Origin of the sequence: Streptomyces hiroshimensis, from assembly GCF_014650335.1 — a bacterium.
GTDB lineage: Bacteria > Actinomycetota > Actinomycetes > Streptomycetales > Streptomycetaceae > Streptomyces > Streptomyces hiroshimensis.
Genome location: NZ_BMUT01000004.1, coordinates 288,129 through 306,234, shown reverse-complemented (window position 1 = coordinate 306,234; position 18,106 = coordinate 288,129). Strand labels below are relative to the sequence as shown.

Sequence of the window (18,106 nt, the reverse complement as noted above, 5' to 3'; positions counted from 1 at the left end):
GCGGCGGGCCCCCTCCGGGCCCGGCCGGGAGGGGGCCCGCCGCTGCGATGACAGGACGTGCAGACGTGCGAGGTGCCGGAAGCGCTACCTCGTCGGCTTCTTGCCCGTGATGCCCAGGTGCACCAGGAGGGCGAGGTTGGGCTTGAGCTCGGCCTGCTTGACGCCCCAGCTCTGGAAGCCCTTCTGATGTGAGGCCACCGCGGCGAGCATGGCGACGAGCGACCCGGCGACGGCCGCGGGGTTCACGTCCTTGTCCACCTTGCCCTTGGACTGGAGCTCCTTGACGGAGTCCGTCAGGGAGTTGGTGACGGCGTTGAGGATCTTCATGCGGATCTTGTAGAACCGCTTGTCGCCCTCGGCCGCCCCGAGGTCGACCACCCGCAGGATGGCGTCGTGCTTGCGCCAGAACCCGAGGAAGCCGTCCACGAGCTCCTCGGCGGCCTGCCAGCCGGACTTGCCGACCCAGGAGCGGCCGGCGACGAGCTCGGTCAGGCTCGCGCCCTCCTTCGCCATCTCCTCGGCGATCTCGAGGACCGCGCCCTCGACGTCCGGGAAGTACTGGTAGAAGGTCGCGGGCGAGGTGCCGGCCTTGCGGGCGACGTCGATGACCTTGACGTCTCGGTAGGGAGAGGAGCTGAGCATTTCGCTGAGGCAGTCGAGCAGCTTCTGCCGCGTCGCCTGGCCGCGTCGGCCGGCCACGCGGCCGTCGACGGTGCGTACTTGTCCTGTCATGCCGTCAGCTTACCGAGGGGTGATCGGAGCGCGATTCGGCCGCATGCAAATGGGGGCAGGGGTGTGGAGTGGGGTGTAAGGCCAGCTCAGGGGGGTTGCGGGGGGCCGCGGGAAGATCGGACGGGATTGGCCCGTACCGGTGAATCCTCTTATCAACAGGCTGTGGACAACGCCCTCCCGAGCCCCTTCGCACGGTTGTCCACAGGCCCCGCGGAAGGCGGCGGTCCCCCGCTAACGTGGCAGTCGTGACACACCCCGCGGGCCATGGCGGAAGCTCTTGGGGGCGGCGGCGGATCGGGGACGGGAAGCGGGGGTAGGAGGCGCGGGGCGAGGCGTTCCGCATGTGGTGGAGAGAGGGTGAAGCGCGACCCGGGTTCGCCACCGCGTCGTTCGCCAGGAAGAATCAGCATGCGTACCCCGGGATAATTCGCGGTGAGACGCTGCACGGGGCTGAAACCCTTCAAGCCCCGACGGGGAGGTGGCAGGTCAGTGGTGGAGCAGCTTACGCAGCACGACCCGAGACGGATCGGCCCGTTCGAGGTGCTCGGCCGACTCGGTGCCGGTGGCATGGGGCTGGTCTATCTCGCCCGCTCGGCGTCCGGCCGGCGGGTGGCGATCAAGACGGTGCGCACGGAGCTCGCCGAGGACCAGCTCTTCCGGGTCCGCTTCACGCGCGAGGTCGAGGCGGCCCGCGCGGTCAGCGGCTTCTACACCGCCGCCGTGGTCGACGCCGACCCGCGCGCCGCCGTGCCCTGGCTGGCCACCGCGTACGTGCCCGCGCCCTCCCTGGAGGAGATCGTCAACGAGTGCGGGCCCCTGCCCGCCCAGGCCGTGCGCTGGCTCGCGGCCGGCATCGCCGAGGCCCTGCAGTCCATCCACGGCGCCGGTCTTGTCCACCGCGACCTGAAGCCGTCCAACGTCCTGGTCGTGGAGGACGGCCCGCGCGTCATCGACTTCGGCATCGCCTCCGGCGTCTCCAACACCCGGCTGACGATGACCAACGTCGCCGTCGGCACCCCCGCCTACATGTCGCCCGAGCAGGCGCGGGACTCCCGCAGCGTCACCGGCTCCAGCGACATCTTCTCCCTCGGCTCCACCCTCGTCTTCGCGGCCACCGGCCACGCACCCTTCCACGGCGCGAATCCGGTGGAGACGGTCTTCATGCTGCTCCGCGAGGGCCCCGACCTGAGCGGCCTGCCCGACGAGCTGCGGCCCCTGATCGACTCCTGTATGCAGATGGCCGCCGATCAGCGGCCCAGCCCGGCCGACCTGCAGTCCGAGCTCGCTCCGCACCTCTTCGCCTCCGGCGGGGGCGACGACAGCGGCACGGCCTCCGCCTGGCTGCCGGACAACGCCGTCTCGCTCATCGAGCAGCGGCGCGCCGGCCAGCGGCCCACAGCCGCCGGAGCAGGCGCCGGCAGGCCCGGCCGTGCCCGGTCCGCCGCCCCTCCGCGGCCCGCGCAGCCGCCCACCCCCGCGCCCTCCTATGCGCCGCCGGCGCCCGCCCACAGCGGCCCCGCCTGGGGAGACGGCCGCGGCGCGGCCGGCACCGGCCGCTCCCCGATGCCCGTCGGGCACGACCCGCGCGGCGGCCTGAGCGCACCCCACGACTCCCGCGCAGGCGGAGGCACCGCCCCGCTCGCCGCCCCCGGCCGCTACGCCGCGGCGCCCGCGCACGACGGAGCCGTACGGCTGGCGGGCTCGCAGGTCCCCATCGGCCCCGGCCCGCGCGTCGCCGAAGGCCGTGACACCCGCTCCCCCGGGGGCACCGGGCCCGCGACGGGCTGGGTGCGCCCGCCCGCAGGCGTGCCCGGCGGTGCGCCCGCCCCCGCGTCCGTTCCCGCCCAGACGGCCGGCCCGGCGGCCGACGGCGCCACCAATGCGCCCGGTGACCAGGGGCGTTGGCGCCCCTGGCGGTTCCGCATGTCCAACGACGTCTGGGGCACGCCCACGGTGGCCGGCGAGCTGCTGTACGTCACCTCGTTCGAGGTGCACGCCCTCGATGTGGCCACCGGGCGGCGGCAGTTCAAGACCCGGGACGTGGCCTGGGCCATGGCCGTCACCGACGGGCGCATCCACGCCTCCGACGGCCCCACCCTCTACGCCCTCGACGCGGCCGACGGCTCCGAGCGCTGGCGGCTCGCCACCGACGGCTGGGTCTACTCCCTCCGGGCCGACCGCGGCACGGTCGTCACGGGCACCCGCGGGGGCGGCGTCCAGGCCTGGGAAGCCGCCAACGGCGAGCTGCTGTGGGAGATGGGCGGCGCCCAGACGGACTTCGAGACGCCCGACTGCGGCCCCCTGATCCACGACGGCACCGTCTACGTATGGGCCGACGCCCGGCTGCGCGCCCTCGAAGCCCGCACCGGCGCCGAGCGCTGGTCCTACCCCGTGGGCGACACCGCCTCCTGCGGTGGCGTGCCCGTCCGGCTCCTGACGGCCCCCGACGGCGTGGTGTACGTCGCCGCCGGTACGCGCGTCCTCGCCATCGACATTGCGCGCGGTGACGTGCGCTGGCGATTCGAGGCGCCCGCCGTCTTCCTCAGCCCGCCGGCCTACGCTCCCGGCCCCGCGGTCACCGGAGGCGGCGTCTACATCGCCGACTACCTGGGCACCGTCTACGCCCTGGACGCGGCCACCGGCCGTGACCGCTGGCGCATCGCCACGGAGGCCCGGCAGTCCACCGAGCCGGTGCTGGTCGCGGCCGGCTCCGTCCACCTGGGCAGCGGAGGTGCGCTCTACACGCTGGACGCGGTCACCGGCACGCCCAAGTGGCGGTTCGCCGCCGGCGGCGATGTGGTGGGCGCGCCCGTCGTCGCCGACGGCCGCATCCACTTCGGCTCCGCCGACCACTGCCTGTACACGGTCGACGCAGCGGGTGGTCAGCTGCGGTGGAAGCTCGCCACGGGCGGGGAGATCACCGGCTCGCCGGTGGTGGCGGGCGGCGTGGTGTACGCGTGCAGCAAGGACCGCTGCGTGTACGCGCTGGACGCCGCGAAGGGGACCGGCATGTCCTCACGGAGGTGAGGACGGCCCTTCGCGCGGCATGACGGCCGCTCTGCGTGACTGCCGCTCCTCGTAACGGGCTCCGCGGGGCGGGCTCCGCGGAGCGACGGCGGGCGCCCGGCGTGGTGGCCGTTCAGCGCAGGCGGTGCCCCCGCTCGCGTGACGCGAAGAGCCGCGCCTGCTGCTCCGGCGGCAGGTTGCCGAGGGAGATCAGGTGCGGGGCGAGGGAAAGGGCGCGCTCCAGCGTGGCTTCCTTCGCCGCCCACAGGGCCCGCACCGTGCCCTGCACCGCATCCGGCGGGCAGGCGGCGATGACGGCGGCCGCGCGCAGGGCGGCGTCGACGGCCCCGCCGGGCGCGGTCAGCTCGGAGACCAGGCCGATCTCGTACGCCCGACGCGCGGAGAGCCGCTCGGCGGTGCCCATCAGGGCGAGGCGGGCGGCTTCGCCGAAGGGCATGCGCTGCGCCATGTGGATCGCCTCGTAGGCACTGACCATGCCGTAGGTCGTGTGCGGGTCGAAGAACGTGGCGTTCTCGGCGGCCACGACGAACTCCGCCTCGCCGAGCAGGTAGAACGCCCCGCCGCAGGCCATTCCGCCGACGGCCGCGACGACGGGCTTCCACAGGTCGGACGACTTGGGGCCGACGGTGCGCAGGGGATCGTCCAGGGAGTAGGGCGAGCCCGGCTGGGGGACGGCGGCGGAGCGGTCGATGCCGGTGCAGAAGGCCCGGTCCCCGGAGCCGGTCAGCACGACGGCCCGGACGCTGTCGTCGAAGCGGAAGCGGCGCCATACGGCGGTGAGTTCGGCGGCGGTCGCCAGGTCGAGGGCGTTGTGCCGCTCGGGCCGGTCGAGGGTGACCAGAGCGACGCCGTCCGCGCGTATCTCGGTACGGACGCCGGTGCCTGTCTCCCCGCCGTCGCCTGTCTCCCCGCCTGCACTTGCCTCCCCGCCGTCGCCGCTCATGACGCCTCCAGCAGCCAGCGCGGCACGACGACGCCGCCGGTGAGCCGTGCGAAGGTGACGCGCACGGGCGCGCCGATACACAGGAGGGCCGGGTCGACGGAGTCGATGTCCGCGTCGGGCGCCGCCACGAGGTTGCCGGGGAGGCGGATGTGCGGCGCGTCGGCCAGTTCCACGACCACGACGTTGTACGGGGCCCGCGCCGCGTAGGCGGGCAGGAGTGGCGGGTGGGGCAGGACGTACGACCAGATGCTGCCGCGGCCGGTCATACGCTGCCATTCGCTGCCGAAGGACGCGCAGTGCGGGCAGCACGGGCGGGGCGGGAACCGCAGCTCGCCGCACCCGGCGCAGGCCTGCATGCGCAGCTCGCCGCGGGCCGCGAACTCCCAGAAGGGCGCGCCGTCGTCGTCGGGCTCGGGCGGCAGCAGGCCGTTGTCAGTGGTGCCCCTCATCATGGAGGACATGAGCTCAACTCCTCAGCAGCAGAGCCGAAGTGGGGACTCCCTCGCCCGCCGTGACCAGGCAGGTCGTGGCGCCGGGCACCTGCGCGGTCGAGGTGCCGCGCAGCTGGCGGACGCCTTCGGTGATGAGGTTGAAGCCATGGACGTAGGCCTCGCTGAGCCCGCCGCCGCCGGTGTTCACAGGGAGCCTGCCGCCGAGTTCGAGGGCGCCGTCCTCGGTGAAGGCGGCGCCCTCGCCGCGCCCGCAGAAGCCGTAGCCCTCGAGGGAGAGCGGGATGAGCGGGGTGAAGGCGTCGTAGATCTGGGCGACGTCGACGTCCTCCGGGCCGAAGTCGGCCGTCTTCCACAGCTGCCGGGCGGCGGTCCAGGAGGGGCCGGTGAGCGGGTCGTCGTTCCAGTAGTTGACCATGCCGTGGTGCTGGGCGGGCAGCCCCTGGGCGGCGGCGTGCACGTAGACGGGGGAGCGGCGGCAGTCGCGGGCGCGTTCGGCGGAGACGACGACGCAGGCCAGGGCTCCGTCCGTCTCCAGGCAGTTGTCGAAGAGGCAGAGCGGCTCGCTGATCCAGCGGGAGCTCATATAGGTCTCACGGGTCAGCGGGCGTCCGTGCATGATCGCGGCAGGGTTGCGGTGGGCATGGTTGCGGCAGGCCCGGGCGACGTTGAAGAAGTGGTCGCGGGTGGCGCCGTACTCGTGCATGTAGCGGCGGGCGAGCATGGCGATCTCGTCGGCCGGCCGCAGCAGGCCGTACGGGCGGGTCCACTGCGCCGGGGTGGGGAGCTGCCTGCGGGTGTCGGTCCAGGGGCGGGGGCCGGAGCCGCGCTTGCGGGAGCGCCAGGCCACGCCGACGGACGCCTGGCCCGTGGCGATGGCCGCGGCGAGGTGGGCGACGGTCGCGCAGGAGGCGCCGCCGCCGAAGCCGGTCCTGGCGAAGAAGGTCACGTCGCCCGCGCCGACGGCCTTGGCGACCTCGACCTCGTCGGTCTCCTCCATGGTGTAGGAGGCGAAGGCGTCGACCTGGGAAGGGGGGATGCCCGCGTCGTCCAGCGCGGCCAGGATCGCGCGGCAGGCCAGGGTCTTTTCCGAAGCATCGAGCCGGCGGGCGAAGGGGGTCTGTCCTATGCCGACGATCGCGGTGGCGTCCTTGAGGGTCGGGGGCGCCGGGGGCGCCGTCATCGACGCCGTGGCGGGTGTGGTGGCCGTGGCGGCCCTGGCGGCCGCGGTGGTCATGGCGCTCGTGCGCGCCGTAGGTCCTGCGGGTGTCGTACGTCTCGCGGCCATCGTGGCCTCCGTCGTCTCCGTGGCCTCCGTGTCCTCTGTGCCCCGGGTGCTCCCCCTGCTGTCGCTGCTGCCCCTGCTGACAGCGCGGAAGGGTATCGCTAATCTGACGAACAGTCAGCAGCAGTGGGCGGGCCGGGGCGGCGGGAAGGGCACGCGATGCGCGGAGACCTGGAGTTCATGTCCATACCCCGGCTGGTCCGCACGGCCGCCGCGCGCTACGGGGACCGCGAGGCCGTGGTCGAGGGCCGGACCAGGATCGGCTACGAGCAGCTGGCCGCCCGGATCGAGCGGGCTGCGGCCGGATGCCTCGCGGCGGGCGTCGAGGCCGGTGACCGCGTGGCCGTCTGGGCGCCGAATACGCTCGACTGGATCGTCTCCGCCCTGGGAGCCGTCACGGCCGGCGCGGTCCTCGTCCCGGTCAACACTCGGCTCAGGGGAGCCGAGGCGGTGCAGGTGCTCGCGCGCACCCGGGCGAAGCTGCTGTTCGTCACCGGCACGTTCCTCGGCACCTCCTACGTCGCCGCCCTGCGCCGCGCTGCAGGCGGTACGCACACGGCCGGCGGCCCTAGCGGCATCGGCGGCACCGGCGCTGCCAGTGGCAGCCACCGCCCCGATGTACCCCTGCCCGGGCTGCCGCACCTGCGGGAGGTCGTGGTGCTGGCCGAGGACGCGCCGTCGGGCTTCCGGACGTGGAAGGAGTTCCTCGCGGCGGGCGATGCGATGCCGGCCTGGTCGGTGAGAGCGCGGGCGAACGCCGTCAGCCCCGAGGCGCCGTCGGACATCATCTTCACCTCCGGCACCACGGGCGAACCCAGGGGCGTGGTCGTCACCCATGCCCAGAGTCTGCGTACCTTCGGTGCCTGGAGCGACCTGGCCGGGCTGCGGAGAGGAGACCGCTATCTGATCGTCAACCCCTTCTCGCACACCTTCGGCTACAAGGCCGGCGTCCTCGCCTGCCTGATGCGCGGCGCGGTGATGGTGCCGCAGGCCGTCTTCGCGGTGGACGCGGTGCTGGCCCATGTCGCGGCGGAGCGCATCACCGTGCTGCCCGGCCCGCCCACCCTCCATCAGGCCCTGCTCGACCATCCGGCCCGTACCGCCGGAGGGCTGTCCTCGCTGCGGCTGGTGGTGACGGGAGCGGCGGATGTCGACCCCCGGCTGGTCGAGCGGCTGCGGGACGAGGCCGGTATCCCCATGGTGCTGACGGCCTACGGGATGAGCGAGGCCACGGGAGTCGTCACGATGTGCCGCCGCGACGACCGCGCCGAGGTGATCGCGGGCACCTCCGGGCGGGCCATCCCGGACACCGAGGTCAAGGTGGTGGGGGACGACGGGAAGGCGCTGCCGCCGGGGCGTGCGGGCGAGGTCCTGGTGCGCGGCTATCAGGTGATGGCCGGCTATTTCGAGGACCCGCGCGCCACGGCCGAGGCCGTCGACGTGGACGGCTGGCTGCACACCGGTGACATCGGGGTGCTGGACGGCGAGGGCAATCTGCGGATCACCGACCGGATCAAGGACATGTTCGTGGCCGGCGGCTTCAACGTCTATCCGGCGGAGGTGGAGCGGACGCTGGCCCGGCACCCCGGCATTGCCGAGGTCGCCGTCGTCGGCGTGCCGGACAAGCGGCTCGGCGAGGCCGGCAAGGCCTTCGTGGTCCGCCGGCGCGGCGGCCCGGCAGCGTCCGCCGAGGAGCTCATCGCCTGGGCGCGGCACGAGATGGCCGCGTACAAGGTGCCGCGCGAGGTGGAGTTCGTCGCCGTGCTGCCGCGGAATGCCTCCGGCAAGGTGGTCAAGGGCGGATTGCGGCCGTCCGGTGAGGGGCAGGCGGATGAGGGACGCATGAGAAGGCAATGAGGGGAACAGCGGCGCGGCCGACTGCGCTGTACGGGGCAGGGGGTGAAGATGGCCTCGGAGCCCCGACCGACCGTGAACGAGGTGGAGCGATGCCGCTTTCCGTCGAAGAGCGTGAGAAATTCCTGGCCGGCCCGCACGTTGCGGCGATCGCCGTTGAGGCGGGCGGGGGACGCGGACCGGTGAACGTGCCCGTCTGGTACGTCTACCGTCCGGGTGGTGAGGTCGTACTCGTCACCGGCCGCGCCTCCCGCAAAGCGCAGCTCATCGCCGATGCCGGGCGATTTACGCTCTTGGTGGACCAGACGTCTCCGACGTACCGGTACGTCTCCGTGGAAGGCGAGCTCGTGTCGCTCGAAACGGCGACGGAGGAGCTGGCGAGGGAGATCGCTGTCCGCTACCTGCCGACGGAAGCGGCAGTGGACGCGCACGTGGAGAGAATCATGGCCGACCCGGAAGCGGTCGTGGCGATCAGGATGCGGCCGCAGCACTGGCTCTCGGCCGACCTGGGCGGCGCGAGCTGACCGGTAGGGCCGGTGCCGCGCCTAGCGCGTCGCTGCGGAGCCGGCCCAGAGGGTGCCGTGGTCGTCGCGTCCGCCTGTGCCGTGGTCGTCGCCGCCGCCCGTGCCGTGGTCGTCGCGCCCGCCCGTGCCGTGGTCGTCCCCGGGAGCGTCCGCGTTGTCACCGACCGGGTGCGCGAGCCGCACCACGCCGGCGTGGTGGTCGGCGGCTGCGGGGCCCGCTGCGGCCAGCGTTCCGGCGCCGGTCATGGCGGCTATCGCAGCTATGACAAGCGCCTTCTTCGTGCGCCTGCTCGTACCGTTCATTTCCGACTCCTCTGATTCAGGGGTGATGGTGCAGTGGTGGTGCACGTGACGGCGAAGGTAGCGGGTGAGGATGGCTTACGTCCGCCGTTCGGATCGAAGTGCGTGGCCGAACTCCGGTCCTTTTGCATGCAGTTCAGCGCCACTGGCGCATGACCGCAGGGGTCGGCGTCGACGGCTTCCCCTCCGTGCTGCCGACGCCGGCCCCTGACAGTCCCCCGTTGGAACATCCCTGTTCAGTTGTTGTGCGCGTTCCCCCGTTGACCCTATTCAGTTGTCGTACGGGTCCCCCGTGCTTTCCCCGTACGGTCCTTCGTGATTTCCCCCGTGCAGTGGCGCCTTTCTCCCCGCCCGACGCCCCCCGTTCTGCTCATTGCGTCGGACGACCCCCGTTGGAAATCCCCCGTTGGATCTCCCCCGTCGTGCGTTCCCCCGTCGTACGTCCCCCGTACGTCTCCCCCGTACGTCCCCCGTACGATTCCCCCGTCGTACGTCGTGCCCGGGTGCGTTCCCTGCGGATCTTCCTCCCCCGGAACGTCCCCGTGTCGTGCTCCCCCTGAGACCCCCGGCCGGGGGATTCCTGCCCGCCGATGTCTCCGGCCAGAAATCCCCCGCCCCGGGAGCCGATCAGACCAGCCCGGATGCGGGCTTGGGCTTGTCCCCCGTGGCGTGGTCGTCCATGACGACCAGCTCGTCGCCCGGGAGAGGTTTCTTCTTCAGGACCTTGTCGCCCTTGAGGGCGATGGGCTCCCCGATGGTGGCGTGGTCGTCCGGCGGCGGCGCGAACTGCTGCGCCGCGTTGAACGGTCCCCCCGTGGGATGGTCGTCCTGCGGTGTGGCCACGCCTGGCGTGAGCTTGCGCTCGTCGCTCATAGCGATCAACTCCGATGGGTCGGTGCGAGTCGTTTGGCGTGAGGGGTTGGTGCTGGGATGCAGAACCCGCCCGGCGACTCCCCCGATGGCCGCCGGACGGGGACTGGGGCTGATCACCCCTGAGGTGAGGCCTCACCTACGACCCGTCTGCCCCCCGACGCGACGGATCGACAGAACTCAGACTGCCCTGTCGCGATAAACGATCGATGAACGGGCACGTGACAGCGTTTTTCCGGGGCTGTACGGCTGCGGTGACCGCTTCCGGAGGACGTCCGGAGAGGCGTTCCATGTGTCGCACAACACGCCGGACTCACTGCGAAATGCAGGATTCCGCGCCGTGCCCTGACGCCCGCTACTTGTCCGCTACCCCGGAGCGCAGAGTTCCACCCACCGCCCGGCAGTTCATCCTCCGCCCGGCAGTCCTCCCACCGCCCGGCAGTCCTCGCACCGTCCGGAGTCCACCCACCGCCCGGCGCCGCCCCCGCCCTACGCCGCAGTCGCCACCGACAGCAGATCGCGCACCTCGTCGGCCTCCGACGACCCCAGCTGGTCGTAGATAGCCAGCGCCTCCGTCCAGCAGGCGCGCGCCCGGCCCGGCTGCCCCAGGGCGTCGAGTGAGCGCCCGAGCACGGTCAGGACGTTGCCGCGCCGCCACTCCCCGCCGATGCCGCGCAGCTTCAGCGCCTGCTCGGCGTGGTGGGCGGCGGCCGTCGGCCGCCCGGCCAGGAGGTGGACCTCGGCCATCCGGTAGTGGGTCATGCCCTCCCACAGCCGCTGCCGGTTGTCGATGAAGATCGGCATGGCCTCGCTCAGCTGCCGCAGCGCGTCCTCGTACCGCCGCGCCCGGGTGAGCGCCAGACCGTACGTGTAGAGGCCGTTCGCGATCCGCCAGCTGACGTTCATCTCCCGGAAGATGCCGATGGCCTGCTCGGCGAGCGCGACGGCCGAGGCGGAGCGCCCGCTGTCGAGGTGGACCCGCGCCAGGTTGCTGAGGGCGGTCGCCTCGCACGGCCGGTTGCCGTCGTCGCGGAAGCACTCCAGGGCCTGCCTGATGTACGCCTCGGCGTCGTCGTAGCGGTGCTGGTAGATGGCGACGATGCCGCGGTTGTTGGAGGCGTACCCGCACGGGATGGGGTCCTCCGTGGCGCGGCCGAGGAGGACGGCGTGCAGGGCGTGCTCGTCGGCCTGGGCGAAGCGGCCCGCGAGGCTGTTCACGTGCGTGAGCACGGTCCGGGCGCGGCCCTCGGCCCGGGCGTCCCCGGTCGCCTGCGCGGCGGTCAGCAGCGCCGTGGCGGCCTGCTCGTAGAGCCGGAAGTCGGCGCCGGACTCGGCGAGGTCCTTGGCGGCCAGCAGCAGGTCGACGGCGCGGCGCAGGGTGTCGCCCGAGGCGGTCGCGTGCTGGCGGACGCAGGCGAGCAGGCACCCGGCCTCGGCGAACAGCCAGTCGCTCGCCGCGCACCGGTCGGTGAAGACGAGCCCCGGGTGGCTCGTGGGCGTCAGGTGGGCGAGGAGCTGGTCGCCGGGCCGCTCCAGGACGTACACCCCCGCCGCCGTCGCGAGGTAGAAGTCCAGCAGCCGCGACAGGGCGGCTTCGCGCTCCTCGGGAGGCTGCTCGTCCCGCTCCGCGCATGCACGCGCGTAGAGGCGTACGAGGTCGTGGTAGCGGTACCGGCCGGGTGCGGCGGACTCCAGGAGGGAGGTGTCGACGAGCGACTCCAGCAGCTCCTCCGTGGCATCGATGTCAAGGTCCAGGACGGCTGCGGCCGCCGCGAGCGACATGTCCGGGCCGTCGGCCAGTCCCAGCAGCCGGAAGGCGCGGGCCTGGCCCGGCTCCAGCTGCCCGTAGCCCAGCTCGAAGGTGGCCTTGACGGCGAGGTCGCCGGCGCGCAGCTCGTCCAGGCGGCGGCGCTCGTCGCCGAGCTTGCGCGCGAGCACCGACACCGTCCACGTCCTCCGGGCGGCCAGGCGGCAGGCGGCGATGCGGATGGCCAGCGGCAGGAACCCGCACGCGGCCACGACGTCCATCGCGGCGTCCCGCTCGGCCTCCACGCGCTCGGTGCCCACGATGCGGGTGAACAGCACCAGCGCCTCGTCCGGGCTCATCACGTCCAGGTCGACCAGATGGGCCCCGGCCAGGCCCACCATGCGCGTGCGGCTCGTGACGAGCGCCGCGCAGCCCTCCGTGCCCGGCAGCAGCGGGCGGACCTGGGCGGCGTCGCGCGCGTTGTCCAGCAGGGCCAGCACGCGGCGGCCGTCGAGGGTGGAGCGGAAGAGCGCGGACCGTTCCTGCACCCCTTCCGGAATGGCGGCATCCGGGATTCCGAGCGCCCGCAGGAACGATCCGAGCACTGCCTCCGGCTCGGCGGGCAGCGGGCCCGCGCCCTGCAGGTCGACGTAGAGCTGCCCGTCCGGGAAGTGGTGGCGCGCGGCGTGCGCGACGTGCACCGCGAGCGTCGTCTTGCCGACGCCGCCGATGCCCGCCACCGCGGAGACGGCCATCACCCCGCCGGAGCACGTCGCCAGCTGGTCGCCGAGCTCGTCCACGAAGGCCGCGCGCCCGGTGAAGTCGGAGACCGTCGCGGGCAGCTGTGCGGGCCGGATGAAGGCGGGGCCCGCGCAGGGCCGGTCGTCCGGGACGAAGGGCAGGGCGAGGTCGGCGTCGGCGTTGAGGATGCGCTGCTGCAGCTCGGACAGCTCCGGGCACGGATCGACGCCCAGCTCGTCGGCGAGGAGGCGGCGCGTGTCGGCGTAGACGGCGAGGGCTTCGGCCTGGCGGCCGCTGCGGTAGAGGGAGAGCATGAGCAGTTCGCGCAGGCGCTCGCGCAGCGGGTGCGCGGCGGTCAGGGCGGTCAGCTCGGAGACGGCCTCGGCGTGGCTGCCGACCTCCAGGTCCAGGTCCAGGCGGGTCTCGATCAGCGACAGCCGCCACTCGTCCAGGCGCGTGCGCTGCGTCTCCGCGTACGGGCCGGGCAGGCCGGCGAGCGGCTCGCCGTCCCACACGCCGAGGGCCTCGTTGATCAGATCGCGGGCGCGGTGGCGGTCGCCGGAGGCGCGGGTCTTCTCGGCCTCGGCGACGAGGTGTTCGGCCCGGTCGATGTCGAGGCAGCCCAGGCCGATCCGGATCGCATACCCCCCGGACTCGCTGACCAGGGCGTCGGCGTCGCGCCCGAAGGCCTTGCGCAGCCGCGAGGCGTAGGTGCGCAGCGCGGCGAGGGCGGCGTGCGGGGGCTCGTCCCCCCACAGGGCGTCCACCAGCTCGGGCGCGGTGGCGGTCCGCCCGCCGCGCAGCAGCAGGGCGGCGAGGAGCGCCCGCTGCTGCGGCGAGCCGGTGTTCAGCAGCTCCCTGCCGCGGCGGGCCCGCACGGGCCCGAGCACGGTGAATCGGAGCTGCTGCCCGTGCCCTGTATCGCCGGCCATGGTGACCCCCTGCTTGTCCCGCTCGGTCGCACGGCCAGTCTGCCTTGTCCGGGGGCTCTGCGTCAGCAGGGGTCCGGCCTCTCCACAAGGCCTGCCAGAGACCGACCACGGCTGCGCACGCAGCTTACTGACGGATCGTCAGATCGTCGCTAACGTGTCAGCCATGGAGAGCATCCCCAGGATCATCTCGGTGGACGATCACACGGTCGAGCCTCCTCACGTCTGGTCGGACCGGCTACCGGCGAAGTTCCGCGACGTCGGGCCGCGGATCGTCCGGGCGCCCGTCAAGGAGTTGACCTTCGTCGGCGGAAGGTTCGCTCCCGTCATGGGCGCCCCGGGCGACGACGGCCCGGAGGCGGACTGGTGGATCTATGAGGATTTGCACCGTCCGCTCACTCGGCTGGATACCGCCGTCGGATACTCCAGGGACGACGTCAGACTGGAGGGAATCACGTACGAGCAGATGCGCCCGGGCTCCTACAGCGTCGCGGAACGCCTGGCCGATATGGACCGCAACCACGTCCAGTCCGCGCTCTGCTTCCCCACCTTCCCGCGCTTCTGCGGGCAGACCTTCACCGAAGCCCCGGACCGCGAACTCGCCCTCCTGGGCGTGCGCGCGTACAACGACTGGATGGTGGAGGAGTGGTGCGGCCCCGAGGCGCACGGCCGACTCATCCCGCTCGGCATCGTCCCCCTGTGGGACGCGGAACTCGCCGCCGCCGAGGTCCGCCGCAATGCGGAGCGCGGCGTGCGCGCCGTCTGCTTCTCCGAGATACCCCCGCACCTCGGCCTCCCCTCCGTCCACACCGACGCCTGGGACCCCTTCCTGCGCGCCTGCGCCGAGACCCGCACGGTCATCGCCATGCACATCGGCTCCTCCTCGCGCATGCCGTCCACCTCGGCGGACGCCCCGCCCGCCGTCGGCTCGGTCATCACCTTCGCCAACTGCTGCTTCTCCCTGGCCGACTGGCTGATGTCCGGAGCCTTCGACCGCTTCCCGGACCTGCGCATCATGTACGCCGAGGGGCAGATCGGCTGGATCCCGTACACCCTGGAGCGCGCGGACGTCGTCTGGGAGCAGAACCGCGGCTGGGGCGGCGTCGCCGGCAAGGTCCTGCGGCCACCCTCCGAACTCTTCGCCGAACACGTCCACGGCTGCTTCTTCGACGACGCCTTCGGGCTGCGCAGCCTCGACGCGATCGGCGTCGGCAACGTCCTCTACGAGACCGACTACCCGCACTCCGACTCCACCTGGCCACGCTCCAAGGAGGTCGCCGAGGAGCAGATGGGTCACCTGGCGCCGGATGTCGTGGAGCGGATCGTACGGGGCAACGCGATCGAGCTGCTGGGGCTCACGGAGGAAGGGCTGTGGGCGCATGCCGCCCGCTGAGGGAGGGGCGGTCGGGGGAAGGGCGGGAGAGGGAGGGGCGGTTCCGCGGGAGGGCCTGTCTGAGGGAGGGGCGGTTCGGCCGGAGGGCCTGCGCGTCCTCCCCGAAGGGCGTCTCTCGTACGGCATGCAGCTGCCCATCACCTCCCTCAGCACCCTCTACGCCGAACCGTGGGAGGTCGAGGCCGGCCCCGCCGACCTGCGGAAGGTCGCCACGGCCGCCGACCGGCTCGGCTTCGCCTACCTCGCGACCTGCGACCACGTCGCCGTCCCCGTACGCCTGGCCGCCGCCATGGGCACCGTCTGGTACGACCCCGTGGCCACCCTCGCCCACCTCGCCGCCGTCACCGAGCGCACCCTGCTGGTCAGCCACGTCGCCGTGGCCGCGCTCCGGCACCCGCTCGCGCTCGCCAAGCAGTACGCCACCGTCGACCGGCTCGCCGGGGGCCGGCTGGTCCTCGGCGTCGGCGCCGGGCACGTGCGCGAGGAGTTCCAGGCGCTCGGCGTGGACTTCGGACGGCGCGGCGCGATCCTGGACGAGACGGTCGACGCGCTCAAAGAGGCCCTGGGGCCGTCCGAATTCCCGCAGTTCAGCGGCCGCCGCTTCGCCTTCCGCGGCCTCGGGCAGGCACCCCGCCCGGCCCGTACGCCGCGGCCGCCCATCTGGGTCGGCGGCTCCTCGCCCGCGGCGCTGCGCCGTGCGGCGCAGCGGGGCGACGGCTGGCTGTCGCAGGGCGACCGGCGCGATCAGCTGCCGCAGCGCATCGCCACGCTGCGGCGGCTGCGCGAGGAGGCCGGGCTGGGCGGGCTCGGGGGGTCGTTCGCGGTCGGGGCGATCTCCGAGGCGCTCTACGTCGGCACGCTCACCTGGGACACGGGCGCCCGCACGCTGACCGGGCTCCCCGGCACGCTCGCGGAGTCGCTGCGGGTGTACGGGGCGATGGGCGTGAACCAGATCCAGGTCCGGTTCCGCTGCCGCGACCTCGGCGAACTGCTCGATCAGATGGAGGCGTTCGCGGACGGGGTGGCGCCGCTGCTGGACGGCTGAGCGGTTCGCGCGGGGCGCGGGGCGCGGGGCGCGGGGAGCCGGGGGGCATGTAACTGCGGGTCGTCTGTGGCTGGTCGCGCAGTTCCCCGCGCCCCTTACGGGGCGTGGCGCCGCACGCACCAGCATTTTTTGCACCCGCCTGATCAATACCACGGAGGTAAAAACACACCATGGGCAAACTCGACGGCCGCGTCGTGCTCATCACGGGTGCGGCGCGCGGGCAAGGCGAGCAGGAGGCACGGCTGTTCGCCGAAGAGGGCGCGAAGGTCGTCCTCGCGGACATCCTGGACGAGCAGGGGAGCGCCGTGGCGAAGGAGCTGGGGCCGGACGCCGCTGCCTACGTCCACTTGGACGTCGGTGAGGAGGCGGACTGGGCTGCGGCCGTCGCCGCCGCCGCGGAGACCTTCGGCTCACTCGACGGGCTCGTCAACAACGCCGGCATCCTGCGCTGCAACCAGCTGACCGACACGTCCCGGCAGGAGTTCGCGGAGGTCTGCCGCGTCAACCAGCTCGGCGCGTTCCTCGGGATGCGCGCGGTCACGCCCGGACTGGCGGCGGCGGGCGGCGGCACCATCGTCAACACGTCCTCGTACGCCGCGCTGGCGGGCATGCCCTTCCTCACCTCCTACGCCGCCTCGAAGGCGGCAGTCCTCGCCATGACCCGCGTGGCCGCCCTGGAGCTGGCGGGCCGGGGCATCCGGGTCAACGCCATGTGCCCGGGCGCGGTCGACACGCCCATGACCGACCCGGCCGTCCTCGACCCCTCCGCCGACCCCTCCGCCGACCCCGGCCGGGCGGCGGAGGCGGCGGCCGCAGCCGCGGCGTTCTACCGGAAGGCGGTGCCCCTGGGCCGGATCGGGCGCCCGGAGGAGGTGGCGAGGCTGGCCCTCTTCCTGACGGCGGACGACTCCTCGTACGTGACGGGGCAGCACTTCGTCGTGGACGGCGGGTGGCTGGCCGGGGTTCCGCTGCCGGTGTCTTGACGCTCCCGTGCGCCGGTGCCAGAGTCTCCTCCATCTCCAATCTGACTTAGCGTCAGAAAATCTTGAGCGAATGAACGAATGAATGAATGAGTGAGTGAACGAGCGAGCGGACGGACGGTGAACCTCCGTGGAATTCGGGATCTTCGTGCAGGGCTACGTTCCGGAGAGCCGGAGGCGGGGTGACCCGCAGGCCGAGCATCACGCGCTGATGGAGGAGACCGAGTACGTCATCCAGGCCGACAAGTCGGGCTTCAAATACGCCTGGGCCTCCGAACACCACTTCCTCGACGAGTACTCGCACCTCTCCGCGAACGACGTCTTCCTCGGATACCTCGCCCACGCGACCGATCGCATCCACCTCGGCTCCGGCATCTTCAACCCGCTGCCGCAGGTCAACCACCCGGCCAAGGTCGCCGAGAAGGCCGCCATGCTCGACCACCTCTCCCGCGGCCGCTTCGAGTTCGGCACCGGGCGCGGCGCGGGCAGCCACGAGATCCTCGGGTTCCTGCCGGGCATCACCGACATGAACCGCACGAAGGAGATCTGGGAGGAGACGATCGCCGAGTTCCCCCGGATGTGGCTGCAGGAGGAGTACCCCGGCTTCCGGGGGGAGCACTGGTCCCTGCCGCCGCGCAAGGTGCTGCCCAAGCCGTACGGGCCCGCGCACCCCGCCATGTGGTACGCGGCCGGGTCGCCCTCGTCGTACGCGATGGCCGCCCGCAAGGGCCTCGGCGTCCTCGGCTTCAGCGTGCAGAAGGTCGCCGACATGGAGTGGGTCGTCGACTCGTACAAGACGGCGATCGCGTCCGCGGAGCCCGTCGGCGCCTACGTCAACGACAACGTCATGGTCACGTCCACGGCCATCTGCGCGGAGACGCACGCGCAGGCCGTGCGGATCGCGGCCGCGGGCGGGCTGCACTACCTGCAGTCGCTGCTGTTCCGCTACCACGACACGTTCCCCCGCCCCGAGGGCATCCCGCGGTGGCCGGAGCTGCTGCCCGAGTACACCGAGGAGATCATCGAACTCCTCATCGCCGAGGAGCTGATGATCTGCGGCGATCCGGACGAGGTCTTCCGTCAGTGCAAGCGGTGGGAGCAGGCGGGCGCGGACCAGCTGTCGTTCGGGCTGCCGGTCGGGGTGCCCTACGAGGACACGATGCGGACGATCCGGCTGATCGGCGAGCACGTCATCCCGAAGATCGACACGGATCCCGTGCACCGGACGACCCGGATGCGGCGGGCTGCTTGAGGGTCCCTTCAGTCCTGGGACCCTCCTTCGTGCAC

General features: G+C 72.7%; 14 protein-coding genes. 7 read left to right on the top strand and 7 right to left on the bottom strand.

The genetic code is table 11. The features are described 5' to 3' along the window. Nucleotides 1–84: 84 nt before the first annotated feature. The gene (locus tag IE241_RS12190; protein ID WP_168091090.1) at nt 85–732 is read right to left on the bottom strand and encodes a TetR family transcriptional regulator; all 648 of its coding nucleotides are present in this window, start codon (nt 730–732) and stop codon (nt 85–87) included. 489 nt (nt 733–1,221) lie between these two features. On the opposite strand from IE241_RS12190, the gene afsK reads away from it, so the two are divergent. Further along, nucleotides 1,222–3,759: a protein serine/threonine kinase AfsK gene (gene afsK, locus IE241_RS12185; RefSeq protein WP_190021737.1), complete on the top strand. Its 2,538-nt coding sequence runs from the start codon at nt 1,222–1,224 to the stop codon at nt 3,757–3,759. Nucleotides 3,760–3,871: 112 nt separating this feature from the next. On the opposite strand, the gene IE241_RS12180 is transcribed toward afsK, so the two are convergent. Genes IE241_RS12180 through IE241_RS12170 form a run of 3 tightly spaced genes read right to left on the bottom strand, consistent with a single transcriptional unit; the run spans nt 3,872 to nt 6,334 of the window. Next, nucleotides 3,872–4,702, bottom strand: coding sequence for an enoyl-CoA hydratase/isomerase family protein (locus IE241_RS12180; RefSeq protein WP_190021736.1), 831 nt, complete (start codon nt 4,700–4,702; stop codon nt 3,872–3,874). Next, nucleotides 4,699–5,163, bottom strand: a complete 465-nt coding sequence (locus IE241_RS12175; protein WP_190021735.1) for a Zn-ribbon domain-containing OB-fold protein — start codon at nt 5,161–5,163, stop codon at nt 4,699–4,701. The genes IE241_RS12180 and IE241_RS12175 overlap by 4 nt, the downstream gene beginning before the upstream one ends. A gap of 4 nt (nt 5,164–5,167) precedes the next feature. Next, entirely contained in the window at nt 5,168–6,334 is a 1,167-nt protein-coding gene (locus tag IE241_RS12170; protein ID WP_190021864.1) for a lipid-transfer protein, read from the bottom strand. A gap of 261 nt (nt 6,335–6,595) precedes the next feature. On the opposite strand from IE241_RS12170, the gene IE241_RS12165 reads away from it, so the two are divergent. Further along, on the top strand, nt 6,596–8,293 hold the full coding sequence (locus IE241_RS12165) for an AMP-binding protein (RefSeq protein ID WP_190021734.1): 1,698 nt from the start codon (nt 6,596–6,598) through the stop codon (nt 8,291–8,293). A gap of 89 nt (nt 8,294–8,382) precedes the next feature. Beyond that, entirely contained in the window at nt 8,383–8,814 is a 432-nt protein-coding gene (locus tag IE241_RS12160; protein WP_190021733.1) for a pyridoxamine 5'-phosphate oxidase family protein, read from the top strand. Between the two features lie 21 nt (nt 8,815–8,835). Here the strand turns inward: IE241_RS12160 and IE241_RS12155 are convergent, their stop codons facing one another. The 3 genes from IE241_RS12155 to afsR all read right to left on the bottom strand — a co-directional run bounded on the left by IE241_RS12155 (nt 8,836) and on the right by afsR (nt 13,470). After that, complete coding sequence (locus tag IE241_RS12155) at nt 8,836–9,117, bottom strand: hypothetical protein (RefSeq protein WP_190021732.1); 282 nt, start codon at nt 9,115–9,117, stop codon at nt 8,836–8,838. A gap of 624 nt (nt 9,118–9,741) precedes the next feature. Next, the gene (locus IE241_RS12150) at nt 9,742–9,987 is read right to left on the bottom strand and encodes a hypothetical protein (protein ID WP_190021731.1); all 246 of its coding nucleotides are present in this window, start codon (nt 9,985–9,987) and stop codon (nt 9,742–9,744) included. A 486-nt stretch (nt 9,988–10,473) separates the two neighbouring features. Further along, complete coding sequence (gene afsR, locus IE241_RS12145) at nt 10,474–13,470, bottom strand: SARP-family global regulator AfsR (RefSeq protein ID WP_506004936.1); 2,997 nt, start codon at nt 13,468–13,470, stop codon at nt 10,474–10,476. A 97-nt stretch (nt 13,471–13,567) separates the two neighbouring features. Here afsR and IE241_RS12140 point away from each other — a divergent pair, with 97 nt between their 5' ends. From IE241_RS12140 to IE241_RS12125, 4 genes are all read left to right on the top strand, one after another. Beyond that, on the top strand, nt 13,568–14,794 hold the full coding sequence (locus IE241_RS12140; protein WP_190021729.1) for an amidohydrolase family protein: 1,227 nt from the start codon (nt 13,568–13,570) through the stop codon (nt 14,792–14,794). Nucleotides 14,795–14,918: 124 nt separating this feature from the next. Beyond that, complete coding sequence (locus IE241_RS12135) at nt 14,919–15,839, top strand: TIGR03619 family F420-dependent LLM class oxidoreductase (RefSeq protein ID WP_229899155.1); 921 nt, start codon at nt 14,919–14,921, stop codon at nt 15,837–15,839. 170 nt (nt 15,840–16,009) lie between these two features. Continuing rightward, the gene (locus tag IE241_RS12130; protein ID WP_190021727.1) at nt 16,010–16,822 is read left to right on the top strand and encodes an SDR family NAD(P)-dependent oxidoreductase; all 813 of its coding nucleotides are present in this window, start codon (nt 16,010–16,012) and stop codon (nt 16,820–16,822) included. 127 nt (nt 16,823–16,949) lie between these two features. Next, a complete protein-coding gene (locus IE241_RS12125) occupies nt 16,950–18,071 on the top strand; it encodes an LLM class flavin-dependent oxidoreductase (protein WP_190021726.1) in 1,122 nt (373 codons plus the stop codon). Nucleotides 18,072–18,106: the final 35 nt, after the last annotated feature.